The 15,562-nt window shown below is 43.3% G+C and carries 20 protein-coding genes and 1 pseudogene; 4 read left to right on the top strand and 17 right to left on the bottom strand.

Annotation, left to right across the window (positions count from 1 at the left end):
• Nucleotides 1-5: 5 nt before the first annotated feature.
• Nucleotides 6-902, bottom strand: a complete 897-nt coding sequence (locus B0G85_RS00100) for an amino acid ABC transporter substrate-binding protein (protein WP_415836311.1) — start codon at nt 900-902, stop codon at nt 6-8.
• Between the two features lie 112 nt (nt 903-1,014).
• Here B0G85_RS00100 and B0G85_RS00095 point away from each other — a divergent pair, with 112 nt between their 5' ends.
• On the top strand, nt 1,015-1,377 hold the full coding sequence (locus B0G85_RS00095) for a sirohydrochlorin chelatase (RefSeq protein ID WP_100378429.1): 363 nt from the start codon (nt 1,015-1,017) through the stop codon (nt 1,375-1,377).
• On the opposite strand, the gene cobA is transcribed toward B0G85_RS00095, so the two are convergent.
• From cobA to B0G85_RS00080, 3 genes are read right to left on the bottom strand one after another with little or no spacing between them, the layout of a single operon-like run.
• Nucleotides 1,300-2,145, bottom strand: a complete 846-nt coding sequence (gene cobA, locus B0G85_RS00090) for a uroporphyrinogen-III C-methyltransferase (RefSeq protein WP_100378428.1) — start codon at nt 2,143-2,145, stop codon at nt 1,300-1,302. The two genes, B0G85_RS00095 and cobA, sit on opposite strands and share 78 nt — an antisense overlap.
• Nucleotides 2,142-2,732: a DUF934 domain-containing protein gene (locus B0G85_RS00085; RefSeq protein ID WP_100378427.1), complete on the bottom strand. Its 591-nt coding sequence runs from the start codon at nt 2,730-2,732 to the stop codon at nt 2,142-2,144. Before B0G85_RS00085 ends, cobA begins: the two co-directional genes overlap by 4 nt.
• Complete coding sequence (locus B0G85_RS00080; protein ID WP_100378426.1) at nt 2,729-4,432, bottom strand: nitrite/sulfite reductase; 1,704 nt, start codon at nt 4,430-4,432, stop codon at nt 2,729-2,731. Before B0G85_RS00080 ends, B0G85_RS00085 begins: the two co-directional genes overlap by 4 nt.
• A gap of 183 nt (nt 4,433-4,615) precedes the next feature.
• Here B0G85_RS00080 and B0G85_RS00075 point away from each other — a divergent pair, with 183 nt between their 5' ends.
• Entirely contained in the window at nt 4,616-5,101 is a 486-nt protein-coding gene (locus B0G85_RS00075; protein ID WP_198508693.1) for a Dps family protein, read from the top strand.
• Nucleotides 5,102-5,171: 70 nt separating this feature from the next.
• On the opposite strand, the gene B0G85_RS10330 is transcribed toward B0G85_RS00075, so the two are convergent.
• A complete protein-coding gene (locus tag B0G85_RS10330; RefSeq protein ID WP_232725873.1) occupies nt 5,172-6,227 on the bottom strand; it encodes an aquaporin in 1,056 nt (351 codons plus the stop codon).
• A complete protein-coding gene (locus B0G85_RS00065; protein ID WP_100378424.1) occupies nt 6,224-6,553 on the bottom strand; it encodes an ArsR/SmtB family transcription factor in 330 nt (109 codons plus the stop codon). Before B0G85_RS00065 ends, B0G85_RS10330 begins: the two co-directional genes overlap by 4 nt.
• Before the next feature lie 33 nt (nt 6,554-6,586).
• On the opposite strand from B0G85_RS00065, the gene B0G85_RS10215 reads away from it, so the two are divergent.
• Nucleotides 6,587-6,757 (top strand): tripartite tricarboxylate transporter substrate-binding protein, encoded by a 171-nt coding sequence (locus B0G85_RS10215; protein ID WP_157799257.1) that lies wholly within the window; start codon nt 6,587-6,589, stop codon nt 6,755-6,757.
• Between the two features lie 40 nt (nt 6,758-6,797).
• Here the strand turns inward: B0G85_RS10215 and B0G85_RS00060 are convergent, their stop codons facing one another.
• The 4 genes from B0G85_RS00060 to B0G85_RS00045 form a co-directional block, all read right to left on the bottom strand.
• On the bottom strand, nt 6,798-7,628 hold the full coding sequence (locus B0G85_RS00060) for a 4-hydroxy-tetrahydrodipicolinate reductase (protein WP_100378423.1): 831 nt from the start codon (nt 7,626-7,628) through the stop codon (nt 6,798-6,800).
• Between the two features lie 497 nt (nt 7,629-8,125).
• Nucleotides 8,126-8,341, bottom strand: coding sequence for a TOBE domain-containing protein (locus B0G85_RS00055; RefSeq protein ID WP_100378422.1), 216 nt, complete (start codon nt 8,339-8,341; stop codon nt 8,126-8,128).
• Nucleotides 8,342-8,349: 8 nt separating this feature from the next.
• The gene (locus B0G85_RS00050; RefSeq protein WP_100379110.1) at nt 8,350-9,210 is read right to left on the bottom strand and encodes an ABC transporter substrate-binding protein; all 861 of its coding nucleotides are present in this window, start codon (nt 9,208-9,210) and stop codon (nt 8,350-8,352) included.
• A gap of 20 nt (nt 9,211-9,230) precedes the next feature.
• The gene (locus B0G85_RS00045; protein WP_100378421.1) at nt 9,231-10,061 is read right to left on the bottom strand and encodes an ABC transporter substrate-binding protein; all 831 of its coding nucleotides are present in this window, start codon (nt 10,059-10,061) and stop codon (nt 9,231-9,233) included.
• Between the two features lie 72 nt (nt 10,062-10,133).
• On the opposite strand from B0G85_RS00045, the gene B0G85_RS00040 reads away from it, so the two are divergent.
• On the top strand, nt 10,134-11,153 hold the full coding sequence (locus B0G85_RS00040) for a substrate-binding domain-containing protein (RefSeq protein ID WP_100378420.1): 1,020 nt from the start codon (nt 10,134-10,136) through the stop codon (nt 11,151-11,153).
• A 209-nt stretch (nt 11,154-11,362) separates the two neighbouring features.
• Here the strand turns inward: B0G85_RS00040 and B0G85_RS00035 are convergent, their stop codons facing one another.
• The 7 genes and pseudogenes from B0G85_RS00035 to B0G85_RS00005 form a co-directional block, all read right to left on the bottom strand.
• A complete protein-coding gene (locus B0G85_RS00035; RefSeq protein ID WP_100378419.1) occupies nt 11,363-11,761 on the bottom strand; it encodes an MAPEG family protein in 399 nt (132 codons plus the stop codon).
• 64 nt (nt 11,762-11,825) lie between these two features.
• On the bottom strand, nt 11,826-12,305 hold the full coding sequence (locus tag B0G85_RS00030) for a DM13 domain-containing protein (protein ID WP_100378418.1): 480 nt from the start codon (nt 12,303-12,305) through the stop codon (nt 11,826-11,828).
• A gap of 171 nt (nt 12,306-12,476) precedes the next feature.
• Nucleotides 12,477-12,758: a hypothetical protein gene (locus tag B0G85_RS00025; RefSeq protein WP_232725872.1), complete on the bottom strand. Its 282-nt coding sequence runs from the start codon at nt 12,756-12,758 to the stop codon at nt 12,477-12,479.
• On the bottom strand, nt 12,755-13,708 hold the full coding sequence (locus tag B0G85_RS00020) for an IS30 family transposase (protein WP_100378417.1): 954 nt from the start codon (nt 13,706-13,708) through the stop codon (nt 12,755-12,757). The genes B0G85_RS00025 and B0G85_RS00020 overlap by 4 nt, the downstream gene beginning before the upstream one ends.
• A 158-nt stretch (nt 13,709-13,866) precedes the next feature.
• Nucleotides 13,867-15,054: a tyrosine-type recombinase/integrase gene (locus B0G85_RS00015; protein ID WP_100378416.1), complete on the bottom strand. Its 1,188-nt coding sequence runs from the start codon at nt 15,052-15,054 to the stop codon at nt 13,867-13,869.
• Between the two features lie 40 nt (nt 15,055-15,094).
• Nucleotides 15,095-15,388 (bottom strand): annotated as a pseudogene (locus tag B0G85_RS00010) (integrase core domain-containing protein); the annotation flags it as partial.
• 42 nt (nt 15,389-15,430) lie between these two features.
• A partial coding sequence (locus B0G85_RS00005; RefSeq protein WP_157799255.1) for an integrase core domain-containing protein occupies nt 15,431-15,562 on the bottom strand: 132 nt, incomplete at its 5' end.

The raw sequence follows: 15,562 nt of genomic DNA, 5'->3' as shown, positions 1-15,562 counted from the left end.
AATTACTACTTTTGATAATCTTCCGCAGGCTTGTCATTGAGGTTCGCCCAAGCATTTTTAGTTGCAGGAGATAACTCGAGTCCAACCACAATATTCTTAGGTGGAATAGGCTTTAAGAACCACTTATCCCACAGCTTGGGCATATTGCCGTTAGCAACTATTTTTGCAATAGATGCATTTACGGCAGCCATAAATTCTGGATCATTTTTAGGCACCATAATTGCAATAGGCTCTGTTGCTAGTACTTCACCAACAATTTTGAAATCCTTTGGATTTTTGGAATTAGCGATGTTGCCAGCCAAAATGGAACCATCCATCACAAATGCATCAGCACGACCAGACTCAAGTAATAAAAAGCTGTCTGCATGGTCCTTGCCAAACACTTCATCAAAGTTAACGCCGGTCGCTTTTTCATTCTTGCGCAATAACTGAACGGATGTCGTGCCAGTAGTGGTGGCTACTTTTTTTCCGTTCAACTGCGCAATCGACGTAATACCCGAGTTGGCCCTTACGGCAATTCGGACCTCTTCAACGTAAAGCGTATTAGCAAAGCCAACAGTTTTGGCGCGCGCAGTATTATTGGTTGTCGTACCGCACTCAATATCAACAGTGCCATTTTGAACTAAAGGTACGCGATTTTGAGAAGTGACTGGCTGATAATTAATCCGTAAAGTGCTGAGGCCTAAGTTTGATTTAATGTCCGCCAAAATCATGCGGCAGATTTCAACATGGTAACCATCGAAGCGGCTATCACCGGTTGTATAAGACATTGGAATAGAGGATTCGCGCACACCCATGGTCACCGTGCCTGACGACTTGATCTTATCAAGTGTTGGACTAGCAGCGCTCACATTGGCAGCGCCGAACAAAATGGTGGCGGCAACAAAACAGCTTTTGGTCAATTGACTATTCACAAACGTCTCCCATTAAAAATTAACCATAACATTATCAAAAGTCAGTATAAATACAAACAGGTCTTTAAATACCAAATTCACCCTAAAATAACGATATCTTATGAAAGCACTCATCTTATTTGGACATGGCGCACGTGATATGCGTTGGCGCGAACCCTTTGATCGTTTAGCAGCGCTATGGAGCCAACAGATTCCTAGCACCCCCGTAGAGCTTGCCTTTTTAGAGTTGATGGAGCCCTCCCTCGAGAATGCAATAGGATTACTTTGCGCCAAAGGAGCGACCAGCATCACAATCGTGCCTGTATTTTTTGGTCAAGGCGGGCATTTACGCAATGATTTTCCAGTCCTTCTGGAGGCTTGTAGACGTCAATACCCAGATATAAGCTTAAGCGCAACGCCGGCTGTTGGTGAGAGTGAAACTGTCCTGCAAGCGATTGTCAAGTTTGGTATCAAGCACCTCTAAGTTTTCTACGCACTGGTCGGCTTTGCTAAAAGCGGATCCAATCATAATTAATGCCGGTGAGGCGCTATTAAACCAAGGGCCAGCTTTTCCAATCGCCAATTCTCCTAGAGTGCCAGACCATTTCCGCTCTCTGGTCGTACTGACGGACTCCAAAATAAATACAGGAGTATCTCGAGTTTGATTGGAGGAATGCTCAATCAATTGGTGGGCAATCTTTACAGCATCCTTTCGGCCCATGTAATAAATCAGTGTATCTGCGGCAGGAGTGCTGATGGGTTGGACAGATGGTGTACTGTCCTCCCCTTGCGCTAAGGTAACAAAAGCAACGCTTCTACTGACTCCACGTAAGGTTAAAGACTGCCCAAGCGACGCTGCGGCTGCCAATGCAGCAGTAATACCGGGCACTACCCCAACTTCGATACCGGCATTTTTTAAAGCGCTAAGCTCTTCGTCAGCCCTGCCAAAAAGCATCGGATCGCCTCCCTTTAGTCTAACGATCATGGAATATTGATGAGCCGCATCTACCAACCGCTTATTAATAAAATACTGCGCCGAGGATAGCTTGCCACAACGTTTGCCTACTGGTACTAAGATAGCCTGAGGACAAAGTGCTAGCATTTCAGGTTCAACCAAAGAATCATAAAATACGATATCCGCTTGAGCTAATAATTTGGCACCGCGAACCGTAATCAGATCTGCCGCGCCAGGCCCAGCGCCAACAAGAAATACTTTACCCAGGGTTGCTAAGTCATTTTTATTGGTGCTCATGATTTCAAAAACCGATCGGCATGCGCTTCGATTAATGTGCGTTTATTGCGCCAACTGTTCTGCATGCTTACGGGGAATACATTAAGTTGTTGTAAGGCAGTATCCAGGCTCTGATCTGGGCGCAAGTCAAAAGCATCAAACCCTACTCGCGCACCCTGTATTAGTTGGTCAATCAATACATCGCCAATTGCCCGAACCTCGCCCTGCCATTGAAAGCGCTCTCGTAGTAAGGCTGCAGTGCTAAAACTTCTTCCATCCCTAAAAATAGGAAAGTGTGAAGCCACAATAGGCCATAGTGACTTACCGGTTTCGATTAATGCTGAGTGCTGCAAAATATCCTCCTCAGCAGAAAACCAAACACCTATATGGCCTTGCTTCACTTTTGCTACTAGCGCAGAGCTCGTATTGCCTGAATTAAAGTGTGCTTGCCACCACGAAAATGGTAGTAATACTTTATGAACACCCCAATCAGAATGTAGTAAGTCCTCATTTTCTGCACCCGCATAACAAATTTGCCACTCATTGGGTATCAGTGCCGGTTTTCCATCTTTTGGAAAAGAGAGGATGTGTTTGGACTGTGCCATCATGCCCCACGCTCCTGGCTAGCAATCTTGAGCTTACTTATCTGCTGATATGCCGCCTCCTTAAAAGGCGGCATTCCCAGTCGGCTAAAGGCTTGAATGAAAGTCTCCCCATCCAATCTTTGATCAACATAGGAGTTAATAATGCGTGCAATAACGTCTGGGATGTCATCGGCGCTAAAGGCGGGGCCGATCACCTTTCCAATGGCTGCAGCATATCCTTGCTCGCCACCAAGCGTGATTTGATACCACTCTTGACCATCTTTATCGACCCCCAAAATGCCAATATTACCCACATGGTGATGACCACATGAATTAATACACCCGGAAATATTTAAAGAAATCCCCCCCAAATCAAAGAGATAATCAAGATCATCAAAACGCTCCTGTATGGCCTTTGCAATAGGCAATGACTTAGCATTCGCTAAAGAACAAAAGTCGCCACCAGGACAAGCAATGATATCGGTGAGTAAACCAATATTCGGCAATGCGATGAAGTGGTTTTTAGCAGCCTGCCATAAACTCAATAACTGACTTTGCTCAACGTCAGCAAGTACCAGATTCTGTTCATGCGTTACCCGTAACTCGCCAAAACTATATAGATCCGCTAAGTCCGCTATTGCTAGCATCTGCGCGGTAGTTGCATCTCCTGGTGCAACAGTGCCATGAGGCTTTAAAGAGAGCAAGACGCTGACATAACCCGGCACCTGATGTGGCCTGATATTACGCTCTAACCAGCGCGTAAAATGTGCTCGATCCTGATCAGGAGCAATGTCGATTACATCATTGAGCGGAACTTGAGTGAGTGTTTTGTAAGCAGGTTTTGTAAAGTACTGGGCTACTCGGTCCCATTCAGCAATAGTAAAGTGATCATCACCATGTTTAATGTGACTCCATTCTGTCTCTACCTGCCGCGCGAACTCCTCTGGCCCCAGGGCTTTAACTAATATTTTGATGCGTGCTTTATATAAATTATCGCGACGTCCAAAGCGGTTGTATGTTCTTAGTAAGGCCGTGAGATAACTTGGTAGCAGTTGCCATGGCAAACCCTGCTTAATCAGAGCACCTAAAATAGGTGTTCGACCCATACCACCACCAGCATATAAATCCACTAATAGCTCGCCAGCTGCGTTGATGTTTAATTCAATCCCGACGTCATGACAGAGCAAAACTGTTCGGTCCTCTTTCGCACCATTAATAGCAAACTTGAATTTGCGAGGCAAATGGGCGAACTCAGGGTGTAGTGTTGACCATTGACGTAACAGCTCACAAATAGGACGCGGGTCAACATATTCATCAGCCGCAACGCCTGCATATGCATCGCTTGTAATATTACGAATGCAGTTTCCTGAGGTCTGTATGGCATGCATCTCTACCTTGGCAAGCTCAGCCAATATATTCGGAGTCTCTTCCAAGGAGACCCAGTTAAATTGAATATTTTGACGGGTCGTAAAGTGGCCATACCCACGATCGTACTTTTCAGAGATCGCTGCTAATGCTCTTAACTGATCACTACTGAGCAAGCCGTAAGGAATGGCCACACGCAGCATATAGGCATGGCGTTGAAGATACAGGCCGTTCTGTAATCGCAGTGGCTTGAACTCATCCTCACCCAAAGCACCATTTAAGCGACGGCCAACCTGCTCGCGAAATTGGGAAACTCGTTGGTCCACAAGGGTTTGGTCAATGCTGTCATATTTGTACATAGCCTCTGATTGTCAAAGGCAATCTATATTTCACCAAATACTTAAAAGTGTTTTCTTTATACATTAATTGATATATAGAGATAAAGGTCCTTAACCTGAGGGTTGTTAGTGAATGAGCCACTTTTAATGGCCTTTAGTTGTTAAGATGAATGAAGACAAGATCAAGGGCTATATATGGCAACTATGAAGAACAAAAGTATGGGCATCGACATTGGTATATCAGAGTTAAATAGAAAAAAGATTGCAGAAGGTCTTTGTAACCTGCTCGCTGACAGCTATACGCTCTATCTAATGACACATAACTTTCACTGGAATGTGAAGGGTCCACAATTTAATACCCTGCACAATATGTTTATGGCGCAGTACAGCGAACAGTGGATAGCATTAGATACGATTGCCGAAAGAATTCGGGCGCTAGGCTACCCTGCACCTGGTACTTATGGTGAATTTGTAAAACGTGCCACCATTAAAGAGATCAAGGGTGTCCCCAAAGCTGAAGAAATGATAAGGCACTTGGTAAAAGCACAAGAGGCTACTGCCAAGACAGCACGTAAATTATTTCCGGTAGTCGCTATTGCCAATGATCAGCCAACTGCTGATGTACTCACTCAACGTTTAGATATCCATGAAAAAACAGCGTGGATGCTAAGGAGCTTATTAGAAGATTAAGTTTTTTATCGGCACCCTAGATCACTCTGGTGGCTGCTGGTGACAATGGATACGCACAGATGTGAATTGATCACATGCTGCGGTTCGGTTTTGTTCTTCCTACTTTGCGGCAAAATAAAGCGATAAAAATAATAGCTGCTAGCGTTTCAGCAACAATAAAACCACTGACATCCGCGGGAGCAATGCCAACAAAGGTATTGGTTAAGCTTCTGGCAATCGCTACAGCAGGGTTTGCAAAGAAGGTAGATGAGGTAAACCAATACCCCGCCACTACCGTTAATGCCACAAGCATGGGAACTTTATCCTTAGCCCCCTGATCCCCAAGTCGAATTACCACCAATAATACTAATGTGGAGATAAATTCACTTACCCACATGCCGCTACCAGTTCTGATATTGCTAGAAACCTGCATGATCGGTAGACTGAACATCCAATGCGTCACCCAAATACCAATTACAGCCCCTGTCAACTGCCGCAACCAATAGGCTAGCATTTGACTGGTTTTGATGTAGCCTAACTGCCAAAACATAGCAGATACCACTGGATTAAAGTGTGCCCCTGAAATGGGCCCCAGTAATGTTATGAGCACATACAAACCAGCGCCAGTCGCAATACTATTACCCAGCAAAGCGACAGCATCATTACCCGCGCCTAGAGACTCACCCATTAATCCTGAGCCGGCAACAATGGCGAGCAATAAAGCGGTTCCAATAAATTCACTAATAATATTTTTCATACTATTGCATGAGTATTTTTTAAACTCAAGGAATCTAATCTCTCCAAAGTCATTGAGGCCAAAATATCTACTCATTTTTAAACTGTTCATCGCATCCACAAAGGCAGTCTTTTTTTCGAATTCAGAACCCTGTACTTTTAAAGGATCAGGAAATCCCCAATGCGCTGTTACATTAGGACGAGGCCATGGGGATTGCCTACCTGCTGCATCATCACAAACAGTAACCATAAAATCCATTTGCGATGCAATAGGATTAACAGAGGTACCTGGCGAGGTCTCGGCTAAAAAACCCACAAACCTGTCGCTTGGTTGAGTAGACGCCAATGACTTGCCTAAAATAGAGCGCGCTGAATGATGGGTATATACAAAGCGGATGTTGTAGCATTTCATATTACTTTTACTTTCTTGCGTTTTTTCTCGGGCAAGCAAGACTTCCCTCCACAACAGTTTTCGAGTAAAAAACTACTCAAGCTTTGCACCAACTCGGCATTAGGCCTATAAATAAGATTTCGACTTTGGCGCTCAACTATCAGTAAATTAGCTTGGGTTAATTCTTTTAAATGAAAGCTCAGCGTAGCATTCGGAATACCTAATTTTTTAATGATTTGACTAGGAGTCAGTCCAGACTCTCCTCGCTGCACTATTAAACGAAATACATTTAAGCGGGATTCTTGCCCTAGCGCAAGGAATGCGGAAATTGCCTCAATATTCTTCATATTTCCAATTATATCGAAATATGTTGCAAAAATATGACAAGCAAATTACAAACTACTTTAGCTAATCCCGATTCAAAGGAGAAGCTTCAAGCATCTGGTGTAGAGCTTTCTAATATGACGCCGAGCGAATTTGGAAAGCTGCTACAGGAAGACATTACGCGTTGGGCAAAGATTGTTAAACAATCTGGAGCCTCATTAGATTAGATGATGAGTGTTATCGGCAGTAGTCAGATGTATTAACACTTCATTTTGAGCGTTGCTCATTTTCAATCCAAAATTTCCACCAAGGCCTTCTATTCTCCAAGATATTTTGCTCTTCATTTTCCTGAAGCTTGAAGTAAGGTAGCAATAAATCCTCCATGGAGTAAAAGCCTTTTGACTTTCCGTTGAGCTGCTCAACGGCAAACAAAATGCCATTACCAAAAGCTTCGCGTGAAATGGCCTCATGCTTGAGTCGAACAGTTTGATACGGAAAGCCGAATAAGATTTCATGAGTACCAATAATGCCACCTGCTCTGACTGTCTTAATCGCATCCTCCGCTAAACCAAGCTCTCTCGCTATGACCTTAGCGGTACCGGAGACTTCGGATTTATTCTTGAAGTGCTCTTCAATGATTTCAATATCGGTATAAGGTGCAATATTTTTTAGTATCTTTGCAGCAATCATCAGAAAGTTAATGCCTAGGGTGATGTTCGGTGAATGCATCACAATCGTTTTATCACTGAGATCTTTGAGCTTTGCAAGCGCGGCAGGCTCATACTGCGAAACCGCACTAACGATTGTGATGCCGCGCTTGGCAGCAGCTTGTGCGTAGTAATCAATTCCCGTTTCGTGAGAAAAGTCAATAATGACATCTACTGGCATGTGGTCTAGCAGCTGATCTGCAGTAAATTCATCCTTAGAATAGATAAGTCCAGGTTCGTCAGACTGTATTCCTAAAAACTCAGGAACAGAACGATGCTCGAGTGTGGTCGATTGCCTGACAACCCACTGTAAGTTTGTAGATTTCGATTCGAGCAAAACAGTGGCAACTGCTCGACCTGTTTTTCCAAAACCAATAAGGCCTACTTTCATACCTACCTCCTAAAAAAATTAACAACGCTGAGGAGTTATTGCTAGATTGAACACCTGCTAGCTTAATGATGGATGATCGATGATGCTTGCAGAGCAAGACTAATGATTGCTGATAAAAAACAACAATACCACATACGAATTTAGCACTTGAAAAATTACAGTGCACAAGACAGAACTCATGATCCTATTTGCTTGCTTTCTCTTGAGCCTATTTGGAAGACTCCATCGAGTGCTGTAATCCAATTCATCTTGGCATTTTTAGCAAATCTAATTCCTCTAGATTTCTAGTAGCCATGTTAGATAGCTACGATCAATCACCATAAAAAGAAAATAGTTTTAATCTCTGATTGCGCCATAGTGTGCAATCTCAAAAAGTAGTAAAGACAAAGCTTGCTTACTTATATTTATAAATTAATAAATAACCAATCGAACAACTCCGGGGCAGAGCCAGTCTAATGACAAGCACAGCACAGAAAACAGGAAGATATTGAAGTGGTTTACTTCGCAATCATCACATCGGAGGCTTTAATAATTGCCCAAACAGTATCACCAACCTTTAGCGCCAATTCTTCGACCGCCTCATTAGTTACAGATGAAGTAACAATATGACCGCCGATATCAATCTTTAAATGGGATGTGGTTTGACCCATCTTAATTACTTTAATAGTGCCTTGGAGTTGATTGCGGGCGCTAAGAGCGACATTGAGTTTCATACGTTTCCTTAATAGATATACTGCTTTGCATAGACTGCATCATTATAAAGTGGCTCAGGATACTTATCTTTGCCATAGTCATGAATAATCTTTTGCCCTTCAGGAGATGCGACAAACTGAACAAATTTAGCGGCAGTGTCCCTACCTGAAGTACTGCCTGCCGGAGCTACCAAAGCATCATAAGTATTGACCAAGAACTTATCGCCTCGATATTGGATTTCTAGTTTTGGTGCTATAGCCTTTTCAGCCACCCAAGTACTGCTATCAGTCATGAAGTAAGCATTTTCATCGTTTGCTCTTTTCAATGAGGCAGTCATAAAATCATTGGTTACGATGTACCAATTACCCGATGGAGTGATATCAGCCTTTTTCCATATATCCATTTCTTTTACATGCGTTCCACTCTTATCACCACGAGAAATAAAATTTACCTGTGCTTTGGCAATCTTGGCATAAGCATCCGCTCCGCTACGAGCCGTTTTAATTTTTGCTGGATCACTTTTAGGGCCGACAATATAAAACTCATTAGAGCCAATCAAAGTTCTATTACTAGCCCACCCTTCCGCTAAGGCTTTATTAACTGCTTCAGGAGCATGAACCATGATCATATCTACTTGCTTATTCTTGAGCATATTTAAGGACGCACCACTACCAGCTTTAATCCACTCCATCTTGGCATTCTCTTTTTTACCAAACGCATCGCCTAGTTTTTCTAGCAAACCTAATTCCCCTGGACTACCGGTAGCTAATTTAAATACATTAGAGCCATTACCATAGACAGCAAATGGTTTTATCTCTGTTTGCGCCATAGCATGCAATCCAAATAAAGAAAGTAAAGCAATAAGGCCGATTCGTATAGATATTGTCATAATGAGCATTTATTTATTAATTACTTCTTGGCATTAGGAAAGAACGATTGCTCACCAGCAACTTTATAAGATGCAATCGTATCTTGACCCTCTTTTGATATCAGCCAATCAATAAATGCCTGTCCTTCTGCTTTCTTTACCTGCGGATACTTGGCAGCGCTAACTAACATCACGCCATATTGATTAAATAACTTAGGGTCGCCTTGAACCAAAATGGCTAAATCACCTCGATTTTTGAAGGTCAGCCAGGTTGCCCTATCACTCAAAATGTACGCATTCATAGCAGAAGCAGTATTTAATGCTGGGCCCATGCCAGAGCCTGTTTCTTTATACCAAGCAGATCCGGGAGCAATATCTACACCAGCATCTTTCCAGTAGCGCAATTCTGCTGCATGAGTGCCACTCTTATCGCCTCTTGAAGCAAAAGTGGACTTGCTATCAGCAATTTTTTGAAGAGCCACTTTAATATCCTTACCACCTTCAATTTTGGCGGGGTCAGACTTTGGTCCAATAAGAACAAAGTCGTTGTACATGACCTCAATACGCTTGTCTGCAAAACCTTCGTTCACAAACTTTTCTTCGGCCACCTTATCGTGCACAAACACGACATCAGCATCACCACGACGGCCGATATCCAGCGCCTGACCGGTACCAACCGCTACCACCTTGACCGAAATGCCAGTTTTCTTTTCAAAAGGAGGCAGAATGTGTCCAAATAGCCCAGACTGTTCAGTCGAAGTTGTAGAAGAAACAATGATGTTCTTTTGAGCAATAGCATAGGTAGAAGTAGTAGCAATGCATGCAAAAGCTAGCGAAGCAGTTACATGGCGCAAGAAAGATGTTTTAAGCATGGCAGTCCCTTATTAATAAGATTGTTATCATCCATGTTTGATAGTTATTACTCAATATGCAAATAATTACATATGCGAATTAAGATCAAGCCCAGCATCTCTCTGATAAGTACTGTCGGGGGCAAGCCCTCATCCATTGACCTCGCTTGGGTCATTGAGCTATTAAGTGGCATTAAAGAGGGTAAAAGTATGACTATTGCCGCCCAATCCGCAGGAATTTCCTATCGAACGATATGGAATCATCTCAAGTTAGCTGAAAAAGAATTGGGGATCGCGCTTCTCGATTCCGTTAAAGGCCATGGAAGTAAGTTATCAGCAGCAGGCGAACTGCTATTAGGGTCCACAAAGCAATTAGAGGATAGATTTAGCGCCCTCTTCCCTAGTGAGGCGATAAAACTTCAAGAACAGTTAATGACCATTACCAATCAACTGAATAGTAAGTGGAAAATAGCTGCTAGTAGTGACCCCATCATAGAGAAGCTCATTAGCAAATCAGCTAATTTTGAACTAAGGACTATGGGATCCGGACAATCTCTTGAGAGCCTGATTGCCGGTAAATCTGATATTGCTGGATTTCATGTTCCTGATGAGGGAAGCATCAAGGCTATCTACCTAGAACTGAAGCAGCAAGGAATAGATGCCATACCCGTCATGAAACGAGAGCAAGGATTAATTGTTGCCAAGGGAAATCCCCACAAAATAAAGACCATTCGTGATTTAGCACGGCCTGAGGTGAGGTTTATTAATCGCCAAAAAGGGGCTGGAACAAGGCTTATGCTTGATAATTTATTGGAGGCCCAAGGAATTGCTAGTAAACAAATTAAAGGCTATCAACACGAAGAGTTTACCCATAGCGCCGTAGCTACCGCAATTTTGGCAAATATTGCTGATGCGGGTTTAGGACTTCATCATGTTGCTAAAGAATACAAATTACATTTTATCCCACTGAATATTGAAACCTTTTTTCTGGCCATGCCTACCGGGCTAGCAAAGCAATCTGCTGTTGCTGCCTTGATAAAAAATATTCGTAACCATGCTGGTGACACTATTGGCTACTCACAGCTTAAATTGCGAAATAGATACAAGCCGTAAATGTGAAAGCTCTTAAGCTACTCCGCACGATTTCAATAGCATTGAGCACAAAGAACTTGCTGATGGAGTGCCTACTAAGCTCACCGGCTTAGGCAAAATTAACTCCTGAGTCGAGATTTGTGTAGTAACGATTGGCCTAACATCAAATGAACGACGTACTAGATGGGTTCTACTGACATCACTAAATGCATGGTCGATAAATAAGCGTCTTACTGAATAAATAAGTAAAAAGACCAACCTAGATTTACTACTACTAGAGCTATTAAAGTATTGAAAGTAAATTGCATGCCTAGTACACGCTTACTGAAATCTGGGGGTGGTGTCTGAATACCCACAGCATGAATTAAGCGCCCTACGATTAAGGTAATGCCTAGTGCGCTTACTAGCCACCATGGTGCACCATTAAGCTCTAAGCAAGCAATTAAAATGATGCCTAGCGGTACATACTCCGAGAAGTTGGCTTGAGCCCGAATCGCCCTCTCTAGGTCGTCAAAGCCGCCATTTCCTAATGCAACTTTGTGCTTTCTTCTCCATTTAATGACGGCAAAGGATAACTTGATAAAGATGATGGTTAAAACAGCGGCAATTATTGATGTGACTATCAACATGGATACCTCCTGAAAAATGAATGAGGTTTTGCTGACATGAAAAATTTAGCGCAACCTATTTTTATTACTTTAAATCAGCGGAGCCAATGTACTCTTTAAATTGCTTGCACCAAATTAAAACGCTATTGATGCTATCGAGATCATCTGTCGTGAGCTTGTAATACGCCGCACCATTGGGCTTAAGCAGTCTACCGACCTCAATTTGCGCTTTACTAAACTGTTCATTATCTTTAATAGCAGGGTCTTTGCTAACGTAGACGTGATAATCTGGTCCTGGACTTGATCGGAAGTTTTCTCCAGATTGCAAAAAGAGATCATTGCCCACTCGAATCACGCTCCATGTACCTGACGAGCTGTGAATCATGTCCTGGCCCTTTGCCAAAACGTCAATATCCCCCTTCTTAAGGACTGCCCCCTTAATTACCTGATGCTCAGTAAAGCGAGAGCGAATATCACGAGCATGGCCAGTAATGGCATCCAGAATCTGAGCATGAGATGCCGTAGAAAAAATAATCAACATTGCTGCAAATAGTTTGTGTTTCATTTTTTCCCTATCAAGATTTGATTACGGATTCTTTTATCACAACGCCAGCTATACGCACAGATTAAACCCAGAGTAGCGCTTTTAAAGTAGAGATCATACTCACGAAATTGCTTAATTAAATTCAAGGAAAAAAATTAAATATAACAACGCAGGATTTATTCGTTCGGCTCTCTAGTTTGGTTTTTTAGCCTGGTAATTACTTGCCTTGGCGTTTATATCTTTTAACACGCTAGCATTATTTAATTGTTGATCAACAAGATATAAAGTACCGCCATAGTTTGCCTGTAAATCATATCCAGATATACCTACTGTATAAAAAGTGATGCTGGGGTTAAAAGAACGAATCTCGCCGCCAGAGCCTGCAGAAAAATTGGCATCTACATCTAATCCCCCTTTTTGACCATCAATAGATGTTAATAAAAATTGGTCAATTGCAGTAGATCGTAGATTCAAACACGAAGTGCAACACGGTTTAAGGACTGCATAAACACTTCATTCGGGGTTTTAAATCCCAACCTCTTGCGAGGACGATTATTCAGTTTAGTTTCAATCATTCTAAGCTCCTTGTCTGTCACAGTAGATAGCGGTCTCTTTTTAGGGATGTATTGACGCAGCAGACCATTGAAGTTTTCATTGGATCCGCGTTGCCAACTCGCAAACGGATCTGCAAAGTAGGTGGTTGATTGCAGCGATTCATCAATTCGGGCATGCTCGGCAAATTCTTTTCCGTTGTCAAAAGTCAGTGTTTTAACTAGTCGGCTTAAGGGATTCATTTTGGTAATGATGGCATTACTGACAAGCTCTGAGGTTTTATTGTTCACTTTGCTTATTAAGGCATAACCACTCTTGCGCTCGACTAAGGTCACGATGGCTTGCTTATGGGCAGCGCCAATGACGGTATCGCCTTCCCAGTGGCCGATTTGGGATCTGGCTTCAATGTGCTGGGGACGCTCGCTGATGGGCCTTCTACCGACGATCTGACCCCTCCGGTCACGGCCACTGGCATAGCGCTTTTTGCGTTTCTTTTGGCAGCGCAGCTGCTGGTAAAGGCTGCCACCAGCGGCCTTATCGGCGTACACATGGCGGTAGATGGTTTCAATGCTAATACCAACCTGATTGGCAATTTGGACGGGGCTCCATTGGTCCTTTAGGCGCTCCACAGCCTGATCCCAATCAGATGGGGTGATTTGGGCGGCATTACGAGAGCCTTGGGAACGTTCCTCTGCTAACAGGCAGGCTTGCCTGGGACGGTAACCCCGATTACCAGTATTGCGAGCAAGCTCTCGGCTAATGGTCGACTTATGTCGATCCAGGAGCTGGGCTATCTGGCTTTGGGTTTTTCCGTCTTTCATAAGGATATAAATCTGATATCGTTCAGTTTGGCTAAGGTGTTGATAGGTCATGGCTACTTTGACTTACCGGCCCCTAAGCTTTGGATACTAAAACATCCTTAGCCACTAGCCCTAGTTGTTCAAAGTTGCACTTCGTAGTTGAATTCACCAAATATTAATTGATATGCGGCTGCGTTATATGGTGTCGGTTTAAACCGACACCGCATGCTCTACCCCGCCAACTTATGAGCTGCCATCATTGCTGTTAATTTACTGTAATGCCGCTCAATCATTCCTACGCTAGTGCCCATCTGCCTTGCTAAGGTATGGATATCAATCCCCTCTGCTAGAGCCTGCGTAGCGTAGGTATGTCTTAGGCTATATAAAGTGCGATTTTTACCAGCACTATCTTTCAGTAAGTGGCAATCGCGTAGCAAGTTGGCAAAGGTGCCATCCAGACTATAGGGATAAGTTCCATCGGGAAATACAAAGATCCTTCGATCTAACCTTGCCTCGATAACGGCATTTAAGTTTGGATAAGCCATGCCCTGCCAAGCAATCAGTCTATCAAGACTGGTAATCAATGTGTGTTTGGCAATAAGATACCTGGGGCCTGTTTTACCAGACACCCAGATGCGTAGATATCGCTCCTCCCCAATGTAATGCCACTGTAGATGCCGCCATCTAATAGGCCAAGACTCCGTACCCTGCCTGATACCTGTATAGAGCAAGAACTCCACATACACACGCAATAAGCGCCTCATTAAGGTATTTTGAGGTCGATAACCTTGCTGCTCCCAGCTTTTCATAAAATTTACTAGGTGGGCAATCTCTTGATCTGTAAAGGCTGGTCTTGCTTGCCCTTTATCGCCTGTGGCAGATAGCATTGGAACGCTTCGGGTGTTATTTAATAAACCCTTGGCCTGGGCTAGATTGATGATTCGCCTATATGCGGACAAGTGATAACGTTTAGTACTAGCTGCGGGTTTTCTGCCCATTTGGCTTTCTCGCCAAGCCTCAAAGTCATCTACTAATTCTTGGGTGATATCGGTAATGGCATAGCGACCAAAGAATGGAATTAGGTAACGATCAATGATGGCAGGATAGTTGCCATATGTGCGTTTAGCCTTATGTACCCGAATAGCTTGTTTGATGTTTTCCAGCTCTTCTCTGGCCAGCTGGGCAAAGCTGATTTGCGTTACGGACAATCCAGCGGCTACCTTTGCCTGAACTGTGGCATGGATTATTCCAGCTTGGTGTTTGGCCTCATCAATATTAATATGATTAGTTGATGCCGCATGCCAAGATCCCGTTGATAACTTAAATCGACATTGCCAACGATTGCTAGCGGGTCTTTTATATAGGGTTATCAGACCTGACCTGTCTGGTTTCTTCGGACCATTTTCATTTAGAAACATGGACTCCAGGGTTTAAGTTATTACGCCATTCAGATACGAACTCTAGCGGGGTTTGATAATCCAAACTGGAGTGCGGTCTGATTAAATTGTAGTGCTTACGCCAAGTTTCAATAATCACCTTGGCATGCTGCCTGCTGTAAAACCAGTTCAAAGCTAAACATTCATCTCTGAACTTGCCATTAAAGCTCTCGTTAGTACCGTTTTGCCAAGGCTTGCCTGGTTCAATATGTAGGTTATGTAGACCTTTGGCTACAGCCCATTCCAACAAGATAGTACTAATAAACTCCGGGCCGTTGTCACTTCGTAAAACTTTAGGGTAACCCCGCTTTGCAATGGTAATCCTCCCCTTTTTAACTGCTCTCAGAGGTAGAGTAAGTTAAGCAACCATGGCCAGTCGCTGTTTTGGGGTAATGCCGCCCAATGCCATATTTGGACGTTCATAGTTATATTTATACATCCATTGCGTTGCGAACTCTTGAACTTCGTTAATGCTGTCCCAGTAATGCTG

This window comes from Polynucleobacter brandtiae (assembly GCF_002797575.1).
Lineage (GTDB): Bacteria > Pseudomonadota > Gammaproteobacteria > Burkholderiales > Burkholderiaceae > Polynucleobacter > Polynucleobacter brandtiae.
Note: the sequence above shows the minus strand (reverse complement) of the source record. Positions and strands in the feature narration are given on the sequence as shown.